This window comes from Bartonella saheliensis (assembly GCF_902162175.1).
The window spans coordinates 111930-132559 of record NZ_LR607195.1 but is presented as its reverse complement, the minus strand read 5'-3'; the positions used below and the strand labels follow the sequence as shown (position 1 = coordinate 132559).

19 protein-coding genes and 4 pseudogenes are annotated in these 20630 nt (G+C 38.1%); 9 read left to right on the top strand and 14 right to left on the bottom strand.

Annotated features, from left to right (window positions below; genetic code table 11):
* Positions 1 to 132: 132 nt before the first annotated feature.
* The 13 genes and pseudogenes from FS875_RS00620 to FS875_RS00560 all read right to left on the bottom strand — a co-directional run bounded on the left by FS875_RS00620 (position 133) and on the right by FS875_RS00560 (position 9047).
* Positions 133 to 840, bottom strand: a complete 708-nt coding sequence (locus FS875_RS00620) for a TrbJ/VirB5 family protein (protein ID WP_144751570.1) — start codon at positions 838 to 840, stop codon at positions 133 to 135.
* Positions 841 to 937: 97 nt separating this feature from the next.
* The gene (locus tag FS875_RS00615; protein ID WP_144751567.1) at positions 938 to 1822 is read right to left on the bottom strand and encodes a TrbL/VirB6 family protein; all 885 of its coding nucleotides are present in this window, start codon (positions 1820 to 1822) and stop codon (positions 938 to 940) included.
* Between the two features lie 171 nt (positions 1823 to 1993).
* Positions 1994 to 2734: a TrbJ/VirB5 family protein gene (locus FS875_RS00610; protein ID WP_144751564.1), complete on the bottom strand. Its 741-nt coding sequence runs from the start codon at positions 2732 to 2734 to the stop codon at positions 1994 to 1996.
* Positions 2731 to 5202 carry a VirB4 family type IV secretion/conjugal transfer ATPase TrwK gene (gene trwK / locus FS875_RS00605; RefSeq protein ID WP_144751853.1) on the bottom strand — a complete coding sequence of 824 codons (2472 nt, stop codon included), beginning with the start codon at positions 5200 to 5202 and terminating at the stop codon, positions 2731 to 2733. The genes FS875_RS00610 and trwK overlap by 4 nt, the downstream gene beginning before the upstream one ends.
* Positions 5203 to 5207: 5 nt before the next feature.
* Complete coding sequence (locus FS875_RS00600; RefSeq protein WP_144751561.1) at positions 5208 to 5516, bottom strand: VirB3 family type IV secretion system protein; 309 nt, start codon at positions 5514 to 5516, stop codon at positions 5208 to 5210.
* A gap of 12 nt (positions 5517 to 5528) precedes the next feature.
* Entirely contained in the window at positions 5529 to 5840 is a 312-nt protein-coding gene (locus tag FS875_RS00595) for a conjugal transfer protein (RefSeq protein ID WP_144751558.1), read from the bottom strand.
* Positions 5841 to 5982: 142 nt separating this feature from the next.
* Positions 5983 to 6294: a VirB2 family type IV secretion system major pilin TrwL gene (trwL, locus tag FS875_RS00590; RefSeq protein WP_144751554.1), complete on the bottom strand. Its 312-nt coding sequence runs from the start codon at positions 6292 to 6294 to the stop codon at positions 5983 to 5985.
* 137 nt (positions 6295 to 6431) lie between these two features.
* Positions 6432 to 6752 (bottom strand): VirB2 family type IV secretion system major pilin TrwL, encoded by a 321-nt coding sequence (trwL, locus tag FS875_RS00585; RefSeq protein WP_144751550.1) that lies wholly within the window; start codon positions 6750 to 6752, stop codon positions 6432 to 6434.
* A gap of 127 nt (positions 6753 to 6879) precedes the next feature.
* Complete coding sequence (trwL, locus tag FS875_RS00580) at positions 6880 to 7197, bottom strand: VirB2 family type IV secretion system major pilin TrwL (RefSeq protein WP_144751547.1); 318 nt, start codon at positions 7195 to 7197, stop codon at positions 6880 to 6882.
* A 70-nt stretch (positions 7198 to 7267) separates the two neighbouring features.
* Positions 7268 to 7578: pseudogene (gene trwL / locus FS875_RS00575) on the bottom strand (VirB2 family type IV secretion system major pilin TrwL).
* Positions 7579 to 7720: 142 nt separating this feature from the next.
* Positions 7721 to 8038, bottom strand: a complete 318-nt coding sequence (gene trwL, locus FS875_RS00570; RefSeq protein ID WP_144751543.1) for a VirB2 family type IV secretion system major pilin TrwL — start codon at positions 8036 to 8038, stop codon at positions 7721 to 7723.
* Complete coding sequence (korA, locus tag FS875_RS00565) at positions 8001 to 8300, bottom strand: KorA family transcriptional regulator (protein ID WP_144751541.1); 300 nt, start codon at positions 8298 to 8300, stop codon at positions 8001 to 8003. The genes trwL (FS875_RS00570) and korA overlap by 38 nt, the downstream gene beginning before the upstream one ends.
* Before the next feature lie 126 nt (positions 8301 to 8426).
* Entirely contained in the window at positions 8427 to 9047 is a 621-nt protein-coding gene (locus FS875_RS00560; protein WP_144751538.1) for a lytic transglycosylase domain-containing protein, read from the bottom strand.
* A gap of 707 nt (positions 9048 to 9754) precedes the next feature.
* On the opposite strand from FS875_RS00560, the gene FS875_RS00555 reads away from it, so the two are divergent.
* The gene (locus tag FS875_RS00555) at positions 9755 to 10042 is read left to right on the top strand and encodes an H-NS histone family protein (RefSeq protein WP_144751535.1); all 288 of its coding nucleotides are present in this window, start codon (positions 9755 to 9757) and stop codon (positions 10040 to 10042) included.
* A gap of 1179 nt (positions 10043 to 11221) precedes the next feature.
* On the opposite strand, the gene FS875_RS00550 is transcribed toward FS875_RS00555, so the two are convergent.
* The gene (locus FS875_RS00550; protein ID WP_144751850.1) at positions 11222 to 12502 is read right to left on the bottom strand and encodes a ubiquinone biosynthesis hydroxylase; all 1281 of its coding nucleotides are present in this window, start codon (positions 12500 to 12502) and stop codon (positions 11222 to 11224) included.
* 481 nt (positions 12503 to 12983) lie between these two features.
* Here FS875_RS00550 and FS875_RS10935 point away from each other — a divergent pair.
* From FS875_RS10935 to FS875_RS00515, 8 genes and pseudogenes are all read left to right on the top strand, one after another.
* Positions 12984 to 13526: pseudogene (locus FS875_RS10935) on the top strand (DNA translocase FtsK 4TM domain-containing protein); the annotation flags it as partial.
* Positions 13527 to 13967: 441 nt separating this feature from the next.
* Positions 13968 to 15419, top strand: a pseudogene (locus FS875_RS10930) (DNA translocase FtsK); the annotation flags it as partial.
* A gap of 396 nt (positions 15420 to 15815) precedes the next feature.
* Positions 15816 to 16038: pseudogene (locus FS875_RS10925) on the top strand (DNA translocase FtsK); the annotation flags it as partial.
* Between the two features lie 15 nt (positions 16039 to 16053).
* Positions 16054 to 16227 carry a DNA translocase FtsK gene (locus FS875_RS00535; protein WP_425456886.1) on the top strand — a complete coding sequence of 58 codons (174 nt, stop codon included), beginning with the start codon at positions 16054 to 16056 and terminating at the stop codon, positions 16225 to 16227.
* 159 nt (positions 16228 to 16386) lie between these two features.
* The gene (locus FS875_RS00530) at positions 16387 to 17010 is read left to right on the top strand and encodes a LolA family protein (protein WP_144751526.1); all 624 of its coding nucleotides are present in this window, start codon (positions 16387 to 16389) and stop codon (positions 17008 to 17010) included.
* 29 nt (positions 17011 to 17039) lie between these two features.
* The gene (locus FS875_RS00525) at positions 17040 to 17855 is read left to right on the top strand and encodes an exodeoxyribonuclease III (RefSeq protein ID WP_144751523.1); all 816 of its coding nucleotides are present in this window, start codon (positions 17040 to 17042) and stop codon (positions 17853 to 17855) included.
* Between the two features lie 56 nt (positions 17856 to 17911).
* Positions 17912 to 19408: an efflux transporter outer membrane subunit gene (locus tag FS875_RS00520; RefSeq protein ID WP_144751520.1), complete on the top strand. Its 1497-nt coding sequence runs from the start codon at positions 17912 to 17914 to the stop codon at positions 19406 to 19408.
* The gene (locus FS875_RS00515) at positions 19405 to 20628 is read left to right on the top strand and encodes an efflux RND transporter periplasmic adaptor subunit (RefSeq protein WP_144751517.1); all 1224 of its coding nucleotides are present in this window, start codon (positions 19405 to 19407) and stop codon (positions 20626 to 20628) included. Before FS875_RS00520 ends, FS875_RS00515 begins: the two co-directional genes overlap by 4 nt.
* The last annotated feature ends 2 nt before the right edge of the window (positions 20629 to 20630 follow it).

Sequence of the window (20630 nt, the reverse complement as noted above, 5' to 3'; positions counted from 1 at the left end):
GGCACTTTTTACTGAAATTATTTTGCTGTAGAGTTGAATTTAATAAGTTTCTTAGATCATTGAAAAATATTTAAACATCACACGTCTTTTTTGCTTATATATCTGAAAGAATACGCTATACAGAGAACATAATTATGAAGGTCTCGTACTGTTATTAATGCGGATTTTTGGCATTGTTGATAGCTCTTTTCTAAAACTATATGCATGTAAGGCGCGCTTTTGCTGTTTAATAAGTGCTTGTTCTGCATTTCTAGAATGTGCAACCATTTGTAATTTTGTTGCTTCATTCTGTATCATAGCTAGCATGATCTTCATGCGTGCACGTATTTCAGCAATGCCTTTTAAATCATTCACCTTTTCATGAGCAACCAATAACTTTGCAATTTCCTCAAAACGACGTTCTATTGTAGAAAAAGCTTCTATACTTACCGCTTTATCGACAGCCGCTGCATGGTGAAGACGTTCAGTAATTACTGTGCGTCCCTCGTGAAGATCTGTAAAGCGTTCTACGTTTTCTTCTTTTTTTATATCTTCAACAGTTAACGATGTTCCACGAATTATGTCATCGTGCTTATTTTTATGGTAAATGAAGTTTGGTTGCGAAAGGAGAAGGTTTCCATTATCTTCTTTTTCTTTCGGCTTTGTTCGATTTCCTGATATCGAGGTATATATTTGTTGTCCGTAGTGAAGTTGTCTTTTGTTTAAATCAATCTGCTGTTTTATCAACTCAATAATTTTTGCATACTCTTTTGCTGAAATAGCGAAGTCTGCACTTGCTAGAGTTGCATTTTGTATTTCTAAAAATGCAATTACTCCTGTTATAATAAACAGCCTTTTCACATTTTACTCCTTTTCATATTCTTATTTTACAACTGTTATGTATTTTTCTAGTATTTTCTTATCAGTATTTCAATTTTGATTACAAAATATATTATTATTATTTTCTCATATGGATGTTATGAGAGGTATTGTTTTTTATGGTATCTGGTTTCCAAAGATGTCCAAAGGTAATACCTTTTGCTAGAGAATTGGCAATGCTGGATGTTTTGAGTAACAGAACAATGAAGAGAATAGATAAGATGAGAGCACCACCAATGGTGTAACCTATATTCTGGTATTTCTCCAATCTTATGTCGTTTGTATAGTTTGCAAAGATATGCATCATAAAGCTAAATATGGTTGCTAGAAGTACAATGAAGATTGTATAGCTTAGAATTTGAGCTACCCATCGTTCAAAAAACTGATATGTTGGTTGCCAAAGCAAGGCAATGATAAAGAGTGGTCCGAGTCCTACCAGAAGCACAAGTGCGATTTTTGCTAGCAGTATGAACGCGCCACCAATTGCTACGAGGAAACTTGTAGCAAGTAGGATAAGTATACCGAAGAGACCATACAGTAATCCATCGGAATCTAAAAAAGTACTTTCCTCAAAAATACGAACTGCAGAATTAAACCCATTGCCTGCTGCTGTGTCAAGCAAGTTAGCGAGTTGGCTATTATTTAAGGGATCGTTTATAAGTGCGCTTAACAAATCGTTTGGTAGTTCTTTTATTATATTTGCGATTTCTGGCTGATAAAGTCCTGCGGTTAGTGCAATTGAAGTGATAATACTTATCCGCAGGCAACGGCTTAGGAACCCAGAGAGTGGCATATCTATTGCACCACGCATGATGAGCAGTCCGTATACGATGAAAGATATAGTGAGACCGACTGATACGAAAGGTGTAATTGTAGCGACTGCTTTTGAGGAGATCTCCGTAACATATGTCGCTGTTGCTTTATCGATAGTATCGAAAAGCTGTGTGAACATTTGAAAACTCATGACCTTCCTCTTTAGTGAATTATCATTTTCGTGTGTTGCTAGGCACTTTTTACTGAAATTATTTTGCTGTAGAGTTGAATTTAATAAGTTTCTTAGATCATTGAAAAACTATTGAATTACGCATGCTTCCTTATTTCATGAGTGGAAAGAATAATATTGTAGTAAAAAATTTTATCGAATAAATTTTATACTAGGCATTTTCGTGTTTTTACTATTCAAAATTTTCATATTGCGGTTGTATTTTTTTTGCTTAATAAGTGCTTGTTCTGCATTACGTGAATAGTTAACCATTTGTAGTTTTGCGGTTTCATTCTGTATCATGGCAAGCATTCCAGCTATATATGCTTGTAGCTCAGCAATACTTTTTAGATCTCTTGTTTCATTGATTTTTTCTATGAGTTCTGAAATTTGATTAAAACGCTTCTCTGCGTCTTGAAAAGTTTTTAAACTTACAGCTTGATCAGCAATTGTTGCATATCGAATCCGTTTAGTGATGGCATCGCGGGATTCTTGAACAGACGTAGAAGTATTCTCTTTCTGAAGAATATCGTTAACTGATGTGAATATTTCTGAAGCGCTGTTTTCATCGTAGACCAATTCTGGTTTTTTGAGAAAAAAACTAGTGTAGTCTGTTTGCGCACTTCCAAGTTCTCGATTCTCTGTTATAGATTGATGTGTTTCTTTTGCTTGTTTAAGTTGTTGTTTTAATAACTTGATAATGTCTATATAATGCTGCGGTGTAACAGGTTTTTTAGGTGCAGGTGCGGGTTTTGATGATTGTACCCAAGGCCATCCGCTTGGAACTATTGATTTTAAGTCTGCGGCTCCGGCTCCTAATTGAATCCAAGCCAGTGCTGAGTTCGTGGTTCCTAAAATGACTGTTATTGCTATCGTGATAATTACCTTTCTCATGTTTCCCTCCTGTCAGTTTTTACATGTTTTAAAAAAACTGGTAACCATATTGCCGGATCATCACCTACTTCAGCAATAATGTTTTCAACAAATTCTGCATTATCAGGTGTGCCTGATAATACTAAGAGCTCCTCACTAAAATCACGTTCAACAGTTTTTCCATCGATTTCTACATGGAACTTACCAAGATTTAACTCTGCAAGTGCGGATTGATCACCTTGCTTGATAAGAAATCGGCGACTAAATTCCCCAAGTCCTTTGATCAGCTCAAATTCAGCGTCGGTGAGTTTAAAACCTTGTGTATAATCTTCATAACTTGCTTTGGGGTTGGCTAAAAAAATGTAGGTTGCACACTGCTGAATAAGCGTCTTGGCGATATTACTTTCCAAGGCGTCACTAGGCTCTTGAGTGGCGTAAACAAAAATACCATTTTGTTTACGAATGGTTTTTTGTTTGTTTTTTGCCAGATCTTCAAAATATGGATCTTGCAAAGGCTTCCAAAACTCATCAAAGATATACATAAAACGCTGTCCGCTAATCATTCCTTCTGTGCGGTAAAGCAAATACATCATGACCGGAGTACGCGTTTCTGGGTTATCTAAGAATTCAGTAATATCAAAACCGTAAATTTGATGGGTTGAGAGATCCAGTGCATCATCGGGATTATCAAATAACCATCCATAATCACCACCTTCACACCATTTTATCAAGCGAGCATGAACAGATGGGTGTGCGTTATAATCGTTTAAATGCGGATTGGGTAAGAACTGCACTAAAAAGGATAAACGACGCAATGATTTGTCAATATTGCTACTCATGACAGACATCACAGCCTGATTAATTTCCTCCTCATCATGATGTGTGACCTCACCACCAGCTTCTGCTAATTTTTTAACAAATTGTTTTAGAAAAATAAGGTTATCTTGTGTGGGAGGGAGCTGGAAAGGATTGAAACCACTTCGCTTACCAGGTTTAAATGTTAGATATCGACCACCCATAGCTCGAATAACAATTTCCATACCACGGTCTTTGTCAAATACAACAGTTGTTGGTTTAAATTTCTGTGCTTGTGCTAGTAAAAAACCGAGAAGTACAGTTTTACCAGAACCAGATTGTCCTATAAGAGCGGTATTACCAAGTAAGCGTTTATCTGTTGAATCTTCTTCGATTTTAGAGGCATGAAAATTAAAATAGAGTGGTGTTTTACTGGTTGTTTTCAGAATCGTAACTGCTGGCCCCCATGGATTCTCCGTTGGTTTGCCTGACATAAAGTTATGAAAGGACGAAAATGATAAAAAGTTTAGTGATGTAATTGGCGCTGGACGTGGTCGCCATTTCCAATTTGCCGGCAGTTGTGCCCAATAGCCAGCCTCTATGGCTAAATCTACGGGTTTTGGTAATACTGCTGCATCTAGCAATGCGGCACTTGCTTTTGCCATATAATCACGAACGTGTTGAGCTGTGTCACCATAGATGGTCAATGTACAATGATGTTCACCCATAACAAAATGCCCACTGACAAGCTGGTTTAGTGCTTCATCAATTTGCTCAATTTGACTTGTTGCCACATCACGAGCATCAATAAGATTACGTTGATGGCGCTGCAAATAATCCTTAGCAGCATGTCGCGAGAGCACTGAAAAACTCTGTGTCAATACGAATTCAAAGTCACTTTCTAGTAAAACATTCAATTGGCCTGGCTTTGTTGTCGTGTCGTATTCCTTAATCTCCAGCATTCCAAATCGACGCATTCCGCTGCTTGTTCGTAGTTCACCAAGCGCGCCCCATTTCGAGAAAAAAGGCCGATTGATAGACATATAATCGGCAAAACGGTCATAACAGATCGGCATGGGTCTGTATTCGCCATTGACAAGCATGCCAAGAAATTCAAGCGCAGAAGAATAAGCATGTCCATTTTTTTCATAAACACCAAGAAGCTCTGCACCATAACGCTTTAATGATTGACCTAAGGTATTATTAACATCATTGAGGGCCTTGATACATGACTCTTGCCTCATCTTTTTTTGGTCGAGTGTTTCACGCTCATGTTGGGAAAAGAATGACATAATTTTATCAGCAATCGGTTGGAAAACGACGGTTAAATACAGATCATTCACCATCAAATTATAACCGGTAAAGCTTTGCCGATATTTCTCATCAAGCTGATAACAAAAAATTTGATCGAATGCTGAATCTGGATATTCATAAACACGACGGCGTACGATATGTGTCCAAAATGACAAATTGGCTGATGCAATACCACGTAAAGTATTGTTTAACTCCTTGATCCACTGAAAAATATCCTCTTGTGAAGCGCTTTGATGCGAGCGCCCGTCAATCTTCCAGACCGACAAATATTCTGCATTTTTAGTAGAGATAATTGTATCTGTAATATGATGTGAATAGGGTATAAACAGGCTTACTGGTGTTTCTGATGTTAGACGTTTACCACTTTCAACAGCCATCATCATATTTATCTCCTTTTGCGGTAATCAGAGGGACTATAACTTGAAGCGCCCCAAAAACTTTTGTTGCGATTACGGAGTTTGGTATCAATCCACAACCACCAGATACGGAATGCTTTATCATCATTTTTTGTAATTTGTACCATAATGAACCATAGAGGTGGAGCGATTATCCACAAAAAGATGTTTATTGTCATAGCAACAATAGCTACACTGATAGCCATGACGATGAGTGGCATCATCGGTACACCCCAAAGGGTTGGAACGCGTGTTGCTCCTTTAAATAAGGGAAACGCTTCATTTTGTTGTGGTTTCATGTGTGGCTCTAGTCATTGTATGTGAAATAATATATGGCTAATATAGAATGCTGCCCCAGCGATGATGACACTGAACGCCCATCGCAAAAATGTAGCCCTTGCTATGATGCGAAATATGTAAATAAGTAATAAAAATAAAAGAATAACAGCAGAAATAATGGGAATAACCATACTAAGCCCATATTGCATACCCATGAGAATATCTAAGCTTTTAGTTTTTGTTTGAGCATAGGCTGGTTTAACCATTAAAGATATAATTGAAGTTATAACAATAGCACTAATCTTATCGCTAGTTCTTATTTGAAGAATATTTGTTTGTTTCATATCTTTTATCCCCATTATGGCTAACTTATTCTCGATAATATTTCCTTATTTTGCAGCATAAATAACACCACTACAGATATGTATACGTTCCATGGATAGAGTTTTAAAAACACTTTGTGTAACGTCTATTTCATAATTTGCTTCAATTAGACTTAAATAACATTTCGGCAAGCTGAGTGGCGGAACCTGCGATAACAACACCAATTGCCCACCGTACAAAAGTATCCTTTCCGATGTAGCGTCCCGCATAACCAATTGCCAAACACAACAATATGACAGCAGCGGCAACAGGAATAATTTTACTCGTAAGTTCTGTTTTCAGGGTAGTTAAAACCTTGTTAGCATTTCCTAGGTCAGCATATGCAGGATGACTCATAAAAAATGCGGTTAAGGATGCAGAAATTGCAATGATTCTGTTATTATTTTTTGATTGTAACTTATTAAATTGTTTCATGTTTTACTCTTATTAATATTTTTATAAACGCCTCATATTCTGCAACATGAATAATGTGGTATTTAGATATATTTAAAATTTTCAGATACAAAATTTACTTTAAAATAATAATATGGCCCATTATGTTTCTGTATTTATTATCCATTTACATTCAATAGCATTTTAGCAATCTGGAGTGCGGAACCTGCGATAACAACACCAATTGCCCACCGTACAAAAGTATCTTTTTCTATGTAGCGCCCTGCGTAACCAATTGCTAAACATAAAAGTATAACAGCAGCAGCGGTAGGAATAATCACATCCAATTGTTGTTTGAACTTGTCTAAAACTGTTTTTGCATTAGTTAAATCCTGTGCTTGAGCATACACTGGATGTGCCATAAAAAATACAATCACAGATGCAGAAGTTGTGATAATTCTATTACAAAATGTTTTTTGAAAAATATTTAATTTTTTCATTTTATGTTCCAATAAAGATTTTTAAAATACCATTTTTTACTATTTTATAATAAGAAATATTATTACAAGTTTATTTATAACTTATAAAAATATATTTTGTTATAAATAATATCAACAATTTAATACACTATGGCTTAAATAGCATCAAGGCAATTTGGCTTGCTGAACCAGCAATGACAACACCTATTGCCCAGCGTACAAATGTATCTTTCTCAATGTAGCGTCCCGCATAACCTATAGCTAAACATAAAAGTATGACAGCAGCAGCAACAGGGATAATTTTTTCAATAAGATCTTTTTCTAGAGCTTTTAAAACTTTTCCTGCATTTTCCAAACCGGCTACTTGTGCATATACGGGATTACTCATAAAAAACACAGTTATAATTACAGAAATTGCGTTGATTTTATAGTTACATTTTAATTGAAAATTCATTAATCGTTTCATATCATTTAACCTAATTAGATGGCAATTATTATAAATTTGTATAAAATAAACATATTCCTATTAAGTAAGTTTATTGATTAGCTTTAAATAATAAATTGGCAAGTTCAGCTGTTGAACCTGCGATGACAACGCCAATTGCCCATCATACGAATGTATCCTTTCTATGTAATGACCTGTATAAGCAATTGCTAGGCACAAAAGTATAACAGCCGCAACAGGAATAATTCCAATTAATTGAGTCTTGAAAGTGTCTAAAACTTTTCTTACATCTTCTAAGTTTTGTGTTTGAACATATATAGGATACGCTATCAGACAAACGGTTATCATGGTGACAATTGAAATAGACTTATTAACCGCCGCATGAATTTTTGACTGTTTCATATGATTTACTTTCATCCAGATTACAATTGGCACATTCATATGTAAACGATATCTTTACTGATATGCATAAAGTTACTAAATTCTAACTTTATCTTTGAATAAAAATAACACGTTATATAAATACTTTATGATTTACTCTTGATTATACTGGTGTAAATAGCATCAAGGCAATTTGGCTTGCCGAACCAGCAATGACAACACCGATTGCCCAGCGCACAAAAGTATCCTTTTCAATGTAACGTCCTGCATAACCAATTGCTAAGCACAAAAGTATAACAGCAGCAGCAACAGGAATAATTTTACCCAATTCTGTTTGAAATTTCTCTAAAACTGTTTTTGCATTATCTAAATTTTGAGCTTGGGCACATATAGGATGTGCCATAAAAAATACAGTTATAGCTGCTGTTGTTGTGATGATTTTATCACAAACTGTTGTTTGAAGAATATTTGCTTGTTTCATTTTGTTCGTCCTCATTAAGATTAAAATTGCCATAGATAACGCCTCTTTCATGAAGAAATTTAAAGAGATATTTCGGGTCAGCCCAAGTTCTTAACTTTCCTCTTTGCGTAAGAAGTGCATACTTATTTGCTTTTCCGGTGATTGGATCATCGGCAACAAATGTAAAATACCACTCTCTTTCTGAACGCATCACGATTGTAATTTCACGTGCTGCCTTCTGGCTAAAAGCTTTATCAACACTGTTTTGTTCTATCATTTTCATTATTTTCGCCCTCAATTAGAAGAAATTTTATGCAATCTTACTAATTAGAGCTTTAATATTTTCTTATCTACCTTTCATCATACTATTCCATCAAAATTATAGTTCTAATCTATAAATGTAGTTGCATTACTCTTGTTCTCTTTCCAATGAAGAATCGTCCGCTGTAAAAGCATCATGAGCACCGCTTTCTTTATGTGTAAAAGCATCTTCTTCTAAAGAGACAGGAAGAGATTCTATATTAATTGTTTGTTCTGCCTTTCTTGTATAAAGCTGTATAGTTTCTTGTGACGCTTCACTCACAGACGCAGGAGTTTCAACCTCGACATGTGATGCATTTTCTTGCATCCAAAGATCGGTAAAACCATTTTTGAAATTTTTTGTGTCGTAAAAGCTGAGCACAGTTTGTTCAATACTGTACTGCAAAGCTGTTTGTTTACAGCAATGTTTTAAAGCAGCTCTTACAACATTAAGATTTCCGCAAAGATCAAAAACTTCAGTGAGAGAGGGTTGTGACCATTCCTGATTTTCAACACCAATTTGCCCTAGATTTACGTCAAAATTATGTTTATTCCGTTTGATTGTTATGATTGTTTTTTGAGATACGAATGGGGAGTGTGATAATGCGTCACTCATGCTCAGTGTACGGACGTTATTCCATGACTCCTGCATGATGACAGCTGAAGGGACTGTAGTGTACAGAGTTGACGCGTATGCAGCAGCAACCATTATGAAGCTTGGAACAATCATAAGCGCCACACCCAATCACGAAAAAAATCATTGATAAAAACACTAAATTCGTGTGATTTTCTTGATCGCTGCCACATTGTATTTCTATGGATGTATGAAGTGAGCTTCTTTAGCTTCGAACATCTTTTGCAAACGTCGATTCTCTTCCTTTTAAGAATGCTTCTTGCATATGCTAAGATCCCATCAATGTGATGCCTATTATGTTTGTAAAAAAAGAGGTGATTTTTAAGCGATAACCATTTTGAGGGAACTATTGAGACCGATTGTTGTATATAATTCTCTGACTTTTTAAATTTTTCTGGAAAATATTGATATAAAGCAAAAAGCCGTTGTGTATGGGAATATTTCTTATTGCAAGAATAAACTACACGATCACTATGGGGAGAGGGCTTGTTCTTTAGCACATATTGCCATAGTTTATAAAATGGCGATTTATATTCACTTTTGACCGCTGGTTCGTGAGAGTTAGGGAAAGGCAATAGGCTTTGTATACCTCGATTATCCATTTCAGCGTTCAAACTGAAAAAGGATACGGTCGTGATAATTGCGATACAATTAAACAACTCTTCGTGGTCCAAAGCACATCTCCGTCAAGGTGACATATTCATCGTAGTTTTAATTTCGATAATAAATGGACGAAAATTGTCTATAATTGTGTTAAAAATATGGCAAAGCACAATTCTTTTTTTGCAAGGGGAGTAATTAAGGTGGATGATCTCAAAAAGATGAATTTTGATGAACTACAAGAAATGCGTGCCCAAATCGATGTGGAATTGAAAAAACGGCAAGCAAAAGAAAAACAAAATGCACGGCGAAAAATTCTTGAAATTGCTAGCGCACATGGAATTGATATTGCTGATCTTGTGAGTAAAGAACGTCATTATAGAAATCCCAATAATCAATGGGAGTTATGGAATGGGCGGGGGCGTAGGCCTAAGTGGATTAAAGAATGGCTCGAGAGTGGTTATACGCTTGAAGAATTAGAAGTAACATAATGCTTAAGCAATATTAAGAGATATGAAGATAGCAAGAGAACGGAACTCAAGTGCTGTATTCTGTCGGATGATTCGATGTGCAAAATGCTGAGTTAATATAGTGAAGTACGTTGAATGGTAAAATAAAGCTATAGAAAGAATGCATTGAGTTTATTTGAGTGGGAAAGGTGTATTGCTCATAAGGTGGAACCATCTATACTGTTTAAAAGCTCTCTGTGTCGTTACAGCTCTTGGCAGCGAGAATGTTCATGAGAGGTATTTCTTTATCTTTACTTGTTTTATCTACACAGAAATCTTTCTTGTGTTGTGCAAGAAAGTAATTGGCATTGATTTTCTGTGAGAGACTCGGATAAAAAATGATAGCATTCGGCGTTATGGTTTCAATTGAAAAATGATGATTTATCATGATGATAAATTAAGGTATTGTCGTAATAAACTGGTGCTATGATTCTGTTTGTTCGCTCAGATTACATTTGTTTTCGCAGCAAGACGATTTATGAGAAGTATTTTTCTCTCTTTCTTAAATGATTTATCTTTATACTGATTCCTTTGTGATGTGTAAGCGAGTGGCTTTTATTGATTTATCATAAAAGAGTTAAGCTAAAAATTTGCTGTTCTCAAGGTTCTCATTCAATATGCAAAGTGATGAATTTTCATTGTAAGTTAATGTGTTGAAGAATGTTTGTCTTGATGTTTTTTAATACTGGTTTGTAAAACAATCATGTGATGCTTTTATGAATTTGTTTTTTATGCTGTAACTGTAGAGTACAGGTATGCGCTTTATTTTTTATTATCTATGCAGTTAAGATAAGAAAGTATTTTAGAAGATAATTTTTTATAATGAATATTGGTTTTAGTATTTTGATAGGTTTCTGTGGTGCATTTTAAATGCATTTGTTCTCAAAATTCATAATGGAGATCACTCAAGAGCAGGGTATTGAAAATAAAAGAGGGGATCATGTTCTAGCTTTTGTTTGCTTTCTTTTACGTATGAAAAGAGGAAGCTTACATGCATCATTTTTCAGAGATCTTTAGGATAGGATGTAAGTCAGTTTATTGTATGTTTTGTAGAGTTTTTCTAAAAGCTTGGCATGGAAAATAAATAAAGAACTTCTCTGATAAGGGGAGCTTTACTCAGAATTTGCAAAAGAGTGAAATGGTGTGGCTTTTGCGTATTTTTTAAAGTGGGAGTCCATGTAGCAAACGTGGGGCATGAGGGGTAAGGCCGGCAGCTTCTTGAATAAAATATTTTTTTATTTTTGGTGTTTGATTGACAATACCAAGACCGGCGTCGCGTAGTATGCGCAAGAAGATATTATCATTAGAAAAGAGTTTGTTAAGCCAATCATTGCTTAAAGCCATACGTGTGGTTTCAAAACGTCTCCAGCTTTGATAGCGCTCTAAAGCGGTAAGGGAGCCAATATCAAGTCCCAATCGTGCTGTTTCAATAATAACTTCAGCAAGGGCAGCGCTATCGCGTAATCCTAAATTGAGTCCTTGTCCTGCTAGGGGATGAATTGTGTGGGCAGCATCGCCAACCAGAGCGAAACGAGGTTTAATACATTGACGTGTTAAGGAAAGCTTCAAGGGAAAAGCTTGACGCTCACCATTCCAAGAGAGCTTTCCAAGTCGATGACCAATACGTTTTTCGAGTTCTATTTCAAAAATAAAGGGATCAGCTTTGAGATAATATTGCGCAGTCTTATGATCTTCATTCCATACAATGGCCGATTTGTTGCCTTTGAGAGGCAGAAGTGCGAAAGGTCCAGCAGGTAAGAAATGTTGAATTGCTTGTCCATGATGGGGTTTTTCATGTTCAATGGTACAGATGATTGCTGTTTGTTTATAGGCATGAGAAAAGTTTTTCAGACCTGCTTTTTCGCGTAATTGTGACTGTGCACCATCAGCTGCAATAAGCAGTTTTGTTTGCCAAGTTTCTTTATTGTTTAAGGTGACGGTTGTATGTTGCTCTTCTTGGTGAAAATCAACAACACGGGTATCTGTCATGACAGGAATATCGAGATCTTTTGCACGCTTTTTTAAGGCGCTGATGAGTTCTCTATGTTCCACCATAGCTGCAAAAGGCTCCTCAGGGGTAACGTCTCCTTCAAAGGTTAAAAGAGTTGGTTTAACTGGATCATTTACGCATGCATCGGTGATGATCATGGAATGAATGGGTTGTGTATAGGGTTTTATCGTTTCCCAACATTGCAGTTGTTTGAACATACGAAGAGAAGCAGCAGCAAGGGCGATGGTTCGTATATTGGAAGAGGGAAGATTTTGTGGAGGAGCAGCATCAACAATATGCATTTTGAGTCCGGGGGCTGCTTGCTTGAGTGCTATTGCCAGCGTTAAACCAACCGCTGCTCCCCCCGCAATGAGAAGATCACATTGTTTTACCGTTTTATTGGATTTTGTTTCTTTATCGGATTTTACATTTTTATTGGGATCAGAATACACAACATTTCGTTCCATTCTTGGCAGTTTATTCGTTTTTAAAAAAGCTCTCTTTTTTGAATATTCCCTTTTATACAATATTTTGCGTTATATGTTAATTGCCTCATTGCTCCAAAAGATGTATTTTTTTCTTAACGTTTTAACATTTGCGCTGGCGGATAGAGAGGCTGTTTCTGTGGTTTGCTCCTTTTGGGGGCCGGTTGTATCGTCCACTTTAAATTTTACGGGGCAAATTTTGTCTCGAATATTTCATTTGATTTTATATTTTTATACTTGGTTTATGTCAAAAAACTAAAATCAGATGGGGATGATAGGGTATTTTTAAGTTGTATAAAATATGTTTTATCCTGCTTTCTTGAAAAAATCTTTATGTCAGAGCAGGTGAGAGAAGAGTTATGATTATGGTGATTAAAGCTGTGTTAGTATTTTGTGGTTATAATTTTACAACTCTTTAATGTGAAGGTTTTGTATTTGGAATTGAGAGATGCATCAAAGTTCTTTTCCTTATGATTCATTAGAAGCGCAAAAATCTTATAGTTCACGACTTATTGAAATGTTTTTGCGCCAAATTGGTGTTTTCATTGGGCTTGGACTTTTGGGTTTCCTTCTTTTTTGCGTTTTGGCTTTGGCAACGTGGAATGCTGCAGACCCCTCGTTAACGCATGCGAGTACCAATAAGATTACAAACTTGATGGGATGGCCAGGGGCGATTTTTTCAGATTTTGTTATGCAGTTTTTTGGTCTGGCAAGTCTTGGTGTGTTGTTGCCGCCATTATTTTGGTCGTTTCTTTTGTTGGCGCAAAAGAATATCTATAATTTGATTTTTCGCCTGTTTTTATGGGGGCTGTCAACGATTTGTTTTTTAATTTCTTTAGCCCTTATAACACCTGTTGCTTCTTTTACATATTGGCCATTGCCTATGGGGTTGGGTGGGGTTTTGGGCGATAAAGTTTTAGGGGCTGTTTATTCAATTTTTCCTGTTTTTCTTTCTCCTGTTCAGAATGTGTTGTTGGGGGGAGTTGTTCTCGTTTTAGGTTTTTTTATGGCTGCTTTTGCCGGCAATGTGGTATGGCGGCGCAAGACAAAAAAAAGAAAAGTAAAAAATGTCCCAAAAAACGAACATATTGATCCTCTCTTCGATGTATTAGAAGATACGGAACAGCAGACAGAAAGGGTACAGCATGGTTTTTTCGTGACAACTTTGGGCGCTGTTTTACATCTTTTTTATTTTTTACAAGCGCGCTTTTTTCGCCTTTTTTCCTACAAAAGTCGCTCTAAGAGACAAGAAAAGTCATTGGATCGAATTGAACCAATTTTTAGCGATGAAAAAATAAAATATCAAGAAAATCAGACGAAGGCGTCTGTTTCTCCTGCTAAAAGCCGTGCTGTGAAATCTTTAACGGCTTCTGCAAATGGTGGTTTTCTTCTTCCACATTTAGATTATCTTTCGGTTCCACCCCCATCTATTCGAGATGCAAAACTTTCTCCTGCTGCCTTAAAAGCCAATTCTCAGGAACTTGAGAGAGTGTTGTTAGATTTTGGTGTTAGGGGAAAAATTATTGATGCGCGCCCTGGTCCGGTGGTCACTTTGTATGAATTTGAACCAGCAGCTGGTATTAAGTCTTCCCGTATTATTGGTTTGGCAGATGATATTGCGCGTTCAATGCGTGCGATTTCAGCGCGTGTTGCTGTGGTGCCAGGACGCAATGTTATTGGCATAGAATTGCCCAATGCAAAGCGTGAAATGGTTTATTTACGAGAAATGTTACAAGCGCAAGAATTTGTTGAGAGTAAAGCAAAACTAGGACTTGCTTTGGGTAAGACGATAGGGGGAGAGACCGTTATCGCGGATTTAGCAAAAATGCCGCATCTTTTGGTGGCTGGTACAACGGGATCGGGAAAATCTGTCGCCATTAATACCATGATTTTATCGCTTCTTTATCGCATGACACCTGAACAATGTCGTCTTATCATGGTGGATCCGAAAATGCTTGAACTTTCAGTTTATGATGGCATTCCCCATTTGTTAACACCCGTGGTGACTGATCCGAAAAAAGCCGTGATTGCATTGAAATGGGCTGTTCGTGAAATGGAAGAGCGTTACAGCAAAATGTCTAAATTGAGTGTGCGTAATATTGATGGGTTTAATGCACGTCTCAAAGAAGCAAAAAGTCAAGGAGAGACAATGGCGCGTACCATTCAAGTGGGCTTTGATCATGAGACCGGTGAACCCCTATATGAAACGGAAACGCTTGATTTTAGCCCTATGCCTTATATTGTCGTCATTATTGATGAAATGGCTGATTTGATGATGGTTGCTGGCAAAGATATTGAAGGAGCAGTGCAGCGTTTGGCACAAATGGCGCGTGCTGCCGGTATCCACGTGATTATGGCGACACAGCGTCCTTCAGTGGATGTGATTACGGGGACTATTAAAGCAAATTTTCCAACACGCATTTCTTTTTCTGTCAGTTCAAAAATTGACAGTCGAACAATTCTTGGTGAACAGGGCGCTGAGCAATTGTTGGGGCAAGGGGATATGTTATTTATGATGGGCGGAGGGCGTGTCCAGCGTGTTCATGGACCTTTTGTGGCTGATGATGAAGTGGAGCAGGTGGTCATGCATCTCAAAGCACAAGCTTTGCCTGATTATTTAGAGACTATTACCCAAGAGAGCCCAGAAAATGAGGCGGATGCATCGCCGAATTCTCCTTGTGCAGATGACCCTTATAGCCAAGCTGTTGCAGTGGTTCTTCGTGACCGTAAAGCTTCTACCTCTTATATTCAGCGTCGTCTAGGAATTGGCTATAACCGTGCTGCTTCATTGATTGAGCGGATGGAAGAAGAAGGCATTATTAGTGCGGCAAATCATGCGGGGAAACGGGAAATTTTGGTGCCTGCTGAAGAAGAACGCTTTTGAGATAAAATCGCGTGATAGTTTTTTTTAAGAATATCTTCCTCTTTTCAAGAGGGGATGTATTCAGCGTTCTTCTTAAATTATAGCGTCAATGGCTGTTGCTTGTGAGCATTTATAAAAATGTTTTTTCACTGAAAAGAAAATTTATGTGAACGGGAGTGGTATTTTTGCTGCTTCATTTCCCATTGAGTGTTGGTTATAATCTGTGCTACTTTACGCATTGAATGTACGGAAATAGAGGATATTATGAGCGTGGCAAATGATGTGGGGACGCGGGAGATTTTCATGGCTTTAGAAACGCGAGAGCCGTTTGATTGTGTGGAGAGTGATGTAGGCAAGATTGGTTAGAAGAGTGCGGATGCGTTGTTGTTTTCTTCTTCAGCAGATGATTTCTCTAGTCAAGTGGTTGTTATTGTTCTTCGTGATCGCAAAGCTTCTACCTTTTATCTTCAACGCCGTTTAGGCATTGGCTATAGCCGTGCTGTTTCATTGGTTGCGCGGATGGAGAGAGAAAGGCATTATGAGCGCGGCAAATGATGTGGGGACGCGGGAGATTTTCATAGCTTTAGAAACGCGAGAGCCGTTTGATTGTGTGGAGAGTGATGTAGGCAAGATTGGTTAGGAGAGTGCGGGTGCGTTGTTATTTTCTTCTTCAGCAGATGATTTCTCTAGTCAAGTGGTTGTTATTGTTCGTCGTGATCACAAAGCTTCCACCTTTTATCTTCAACACCATTTAGGCATTGGCTATAACCGTGCTGTTTCATTGATTGCGCGGATGGAGAGAGAAAGGCATTATGAGCGCGGCAAATGATATGGGGACGCGGAAAATTTTGGTACCTGCTCAAGAAGAACACTTTTGAGATAAAATCTTGTGATAGCCTTTTTAAAGAATATCTTTTTCTTTAAGAGAAGGGTATTTTATTTGCTACTTAATTATAAAATGAACATGTATTGCTTGGGAGCATTTTTTATGAAAACGTCTTTTTTGCTACAAAGAAGAGTCTTTGGGATCGTGGGAATTACTATCTTTTTGTGCTTAACTTTTCCTGCTTTTTCGCAATCATACAGTAAGGTGGCATCCAATAAGGTGGCAAAAGCGCAGAATGTTGTGAGTACCTTTGCAGCAATTAAAACAATGACCGGTGATTTTATTCAGTTTAGTCCGCAGGGAAAAATGTCTCAGGGAACTTTTTATTTAGAACGTCCAGGAAAAATTCGTTTTATTTATAAAAAAATACCTTTACAGATCATTGCAGATGGCCAATTCATAGGAATTAATAATCGTGCACTCAATACGTGGAATTTTTCGCAGCTTTCTCAAACACCCATGAAGTTTCTGTTAGATGATAAAATTAATATATCATCGGGGCGTTTGTTGGCATTCCGTGAAGATCCAGGAGCAGTTACAGTTGTTCTACGGGATCAAAGCATGGGGGCAGGGCAAATAAGAATGGTTTTTGATTCTAGAAACGCTGCTTTACGGCAATGGACAATCGTTGATCAACAGAATTTGGAGACTACTGTTCAAGTCATGAATGTACGCACGGGGGTGAGATTTGCTGATGGGATGTTCACTCTCCCCTCGAATAAATAGTGCGTTTTACTTCATCGGAATTGAAACAGATGGTTTTTCGTATTGCAACTTGGAATATTAATTCTATCCGTTTGCGTCTTGCACAGGTTTTACAGTATTTGCAATTATTTCCTGCTGATATTTTATGTCTACAGGAGACAAAATGTCCAGATGCTTTATTTCCAGTGGAGGCCTTTAAAGCCGCCGGATATCAGTATATCGCGCTTAGTGGACAAAAATCTTACAACGGTGTGGCAATTGTTTCACGTTTGCCTTTTAAAAATGTTGAAAAGCGTTTCTTTTGTCAAAAACAAGATTGTCGTTATATTTCGGTGATTGTGGAAGTGTGTGGCAAGACTATGCGGATTCATAATTTTTATGTTCCCGCAGGGGGAGATGTGCCTGATGCTGATGTTAATGAAAAATTCCGTCATAAACTTGATTTTTTAGAAGAAATGTCTGCTGTTCACGCTGATCAAGGAGATGGTCTTTCTTCTCTTTTGCTGGGAGATTTGAATATTGCTCCTTTGGCAGACGATGTGTGGTCTCATCAACAGTTGTTGAAGGTTGTAAGCCATACACCCATTGAAACCGAACGGTTACAAGCCTTATGCCATCAAGGTGGGTGGGTGGATCTTATGCGTATGCAGTTTCCTGTTCCCGCTAAGCTTTATACATGGTGGAGCTATCGTGCACGCGATTGGGTACTTGCTGATCGGGGACGCCGGCTTGACCATATTTGGTCTTCTCCAGATTTACTACCTTTTGTGATGGATCTTTCTATTTTTCGTATTGCGCGGGGCTGGAATCAACCTTCAGATCATGTTCCAGTACAAACTGTATTTGATTTTTCACGTCAACTTTGAAATAACAAGTGAATAAATATTAATATTATTGATTCTGCAGAAATATGGGAAACTCGATGTATATCAGAAATCTCAAAGGGGTTGTTTCTAACAAATTATTTTATATTATTTTTTTATGTTTTTGGGTATTATCGGGATGTATGGTTGGTCCTCATTATCGTAAAACATCTTTTCGTGTTCCAGAAAATTGGGGGCAGCAATCTGCGCATATTTCAGGGCGTACAGTTGTACTTGCGGGGTGGTGGCGGCGTTTGAATGATCCTGTTTTGAATGCATTAATCAATGAGGCAATTTCTGGAAATAATAATGTTGCTATTGCCAAAGCACGCATTCGCGAGGCACGTGCTGGTTTAGAACAAACTGTCGGATCTCTTTTGCCAAGTATGACGAATTCATTTTCAGGAACGCGCAGTAGTACTGGTCAACCTGATACAATTGCAAACCAACATTTCAACCAATATCATAATAGTTTTGATGCTAGCTGGGAACTCGATTTTTTTGGTGGTCATAAGCGAGCAGTTGAAGCTGCACATTATGGTCTTGAAGCGACTGTGGAAGAAATGCGTGATACCATGGTGACGCTTTTGGGAGATGTGGCAACAAATTATGTTCAGTTGCGTGGTTGGCAACAAAAATTGTTGATTGTGCGGCAGATTGCTGCATCACAACGTAAAACATACGAATTAATACGCAGCAAATTAACAGCGGGTGGTGCTTCAGAGCTTGATGTTTCAAATGCAGAAGCACAAGTGGCTAATACAGAAGCAGATATAGTGCAGATGGAAACAAATTTGGCCATGAGCATTCATCGCCTTTCCGTCTTAACGGGGCGTGTGCCTACAGCGTTGCAAGATCTTTTACAGAAAAATGCCAAACATGCAACAATTCCGCAACCAAAATGGCCAATACCAGCAGGAATTCCTGCTGATATTTTGTTAACACGCCCCGATTTACGACGCGCTGAACGCCAATATGCGCAAGCAACAGCACGGATTGGTCAACGTGAAGCAGAGCTCTATCCATCACTTACTTTAACCGGTAGTATTTCAACAGCAACAGAGACAATCAGCCAATTATGGAAAAGTTCAACAATTGGCTGGTCTTTTGGACCAGGGCTTCGTTTGCCTTTGTTTAATGGGGGGCAGATCATGGCTTCTGTGGCGGTCGCACGTGCACAGCGCGATCAGGCTTTTGTAGCATATCGTGCTGCTGTGTTGACAGCGTTAGAAGATGTGGAAAATGCGTTGGTAAGATTAACAAAAGAACATCAACGTTTAGAAAAGCTTATCGTTGCAAACAAAGCTTCTTGGCACTCTTTACAACTTTCACGCAGCCTGTTTGAAAATGGGAATACCAGCTTCCTCGAATTGTTAAATGCTAATCGCTCTTATTATTCTGCACAAATGGCGCTTAAAGATAGCCGTATTTCTTTGGTTACTCAATATATTGCGCTGATGAAGGCATTGGGTGGTGGCTGGGATGGTGTTGTTGATGTATCACGTCCAGAAATTGTTGATGGTGCGCCACGTTCGCGTACAAAGGTAGGGCAATGAAAAAAAAATCCATAAAAAATTTTATTACAAAACGTAAAAAACTTTCTTTATTTTTGACCGTTATGTTCCTTATTGTTTTATTATGGTTGCGGTCTCTTTTTTTTGGAACATCAACACCGGTTTATATAACAGCAGCGGTGAAACGTGGTAATATCGAGGAAAGTGTTTTAGCTTCTGGTCTTGTGCGTCCTTATCGGTTGGTGGCTGTTGGTGCACGTGCAACAGGGCGTGTGGTGGCTATGCATGTTGTCCCTGGCAGTGTTGTCAAACAAGGCGATCTGTTAGCAGAAATTGATCCAACAGATCAGGAAAATGATCTGAAAAGAAAAAAGGCAGCCTTATCTCATTATTATGCGAATTTGGTAGAACAAGAAGCCTACCTTTCTCTTGCGCAGAAAAATTTAGAGCGTCAAAAAGAAATGATTAAGTTACATGCAACTTCACGGGCCGACCTCGATGAGGCTACAACACAGGTGAAAATACGCGAGGCCCAAATTGCACAGCTTCGTCAGCAGATTATACAAGCACAAATTGATGTAGACAGTGCAGAGGTCAATTTAGGCTATACCCGCGTGACGGCTCCTTCGGCGGGAACAGTTTTAGCAACCGTTGTTGAAGAGGGGCAAAATGTGAATGCGGTTCAGTCGGCACCAACGATTGTTATTTTGGGTGATTTGTCCAAAATGACAATAAAAGCACAAATTTCAGAAGCTGATATTCTTAAAGTGCAGGCGGGGCAGCCTCTATATTTTACGGTCTTGGGCAATGCACAACGTCGCTATGAGGGAATCTTAGAAAGGGTAGATCCGGCTCCTGAAGAAATTCGCGCTGATGTGAGTATTAATCCTGGCATGGTGGGTGGGTCGAGCGCTCTCATAGCATCGGCTATTTATTATAATGGGGTTGTGCACGTGGACAATGCGGACAATTTTTTGCGAACTTATATGACTGCGCAAGTTCATATTGTCTTAGGGCGTGCCGAAAACGTTTTATTGGTGCCAAGTGATGCTTTGCGTGATGAGACAAAAGAACGGACAGCATGGGTTTCTGTTTTGGAAGGGAAAGATAAAGTGGTGGCAAAACAAGTGACCGTGGGGCTTAATAATAAAGTGATGGCTGAGATTGTTTCAGGACTTGATGAGGGAGAGGTGGTTATCACAGGTTCGCATGATGGAGTGATGCCTAGTATCCCTAGTGAACATAATGCAGATGAGAACTAAAG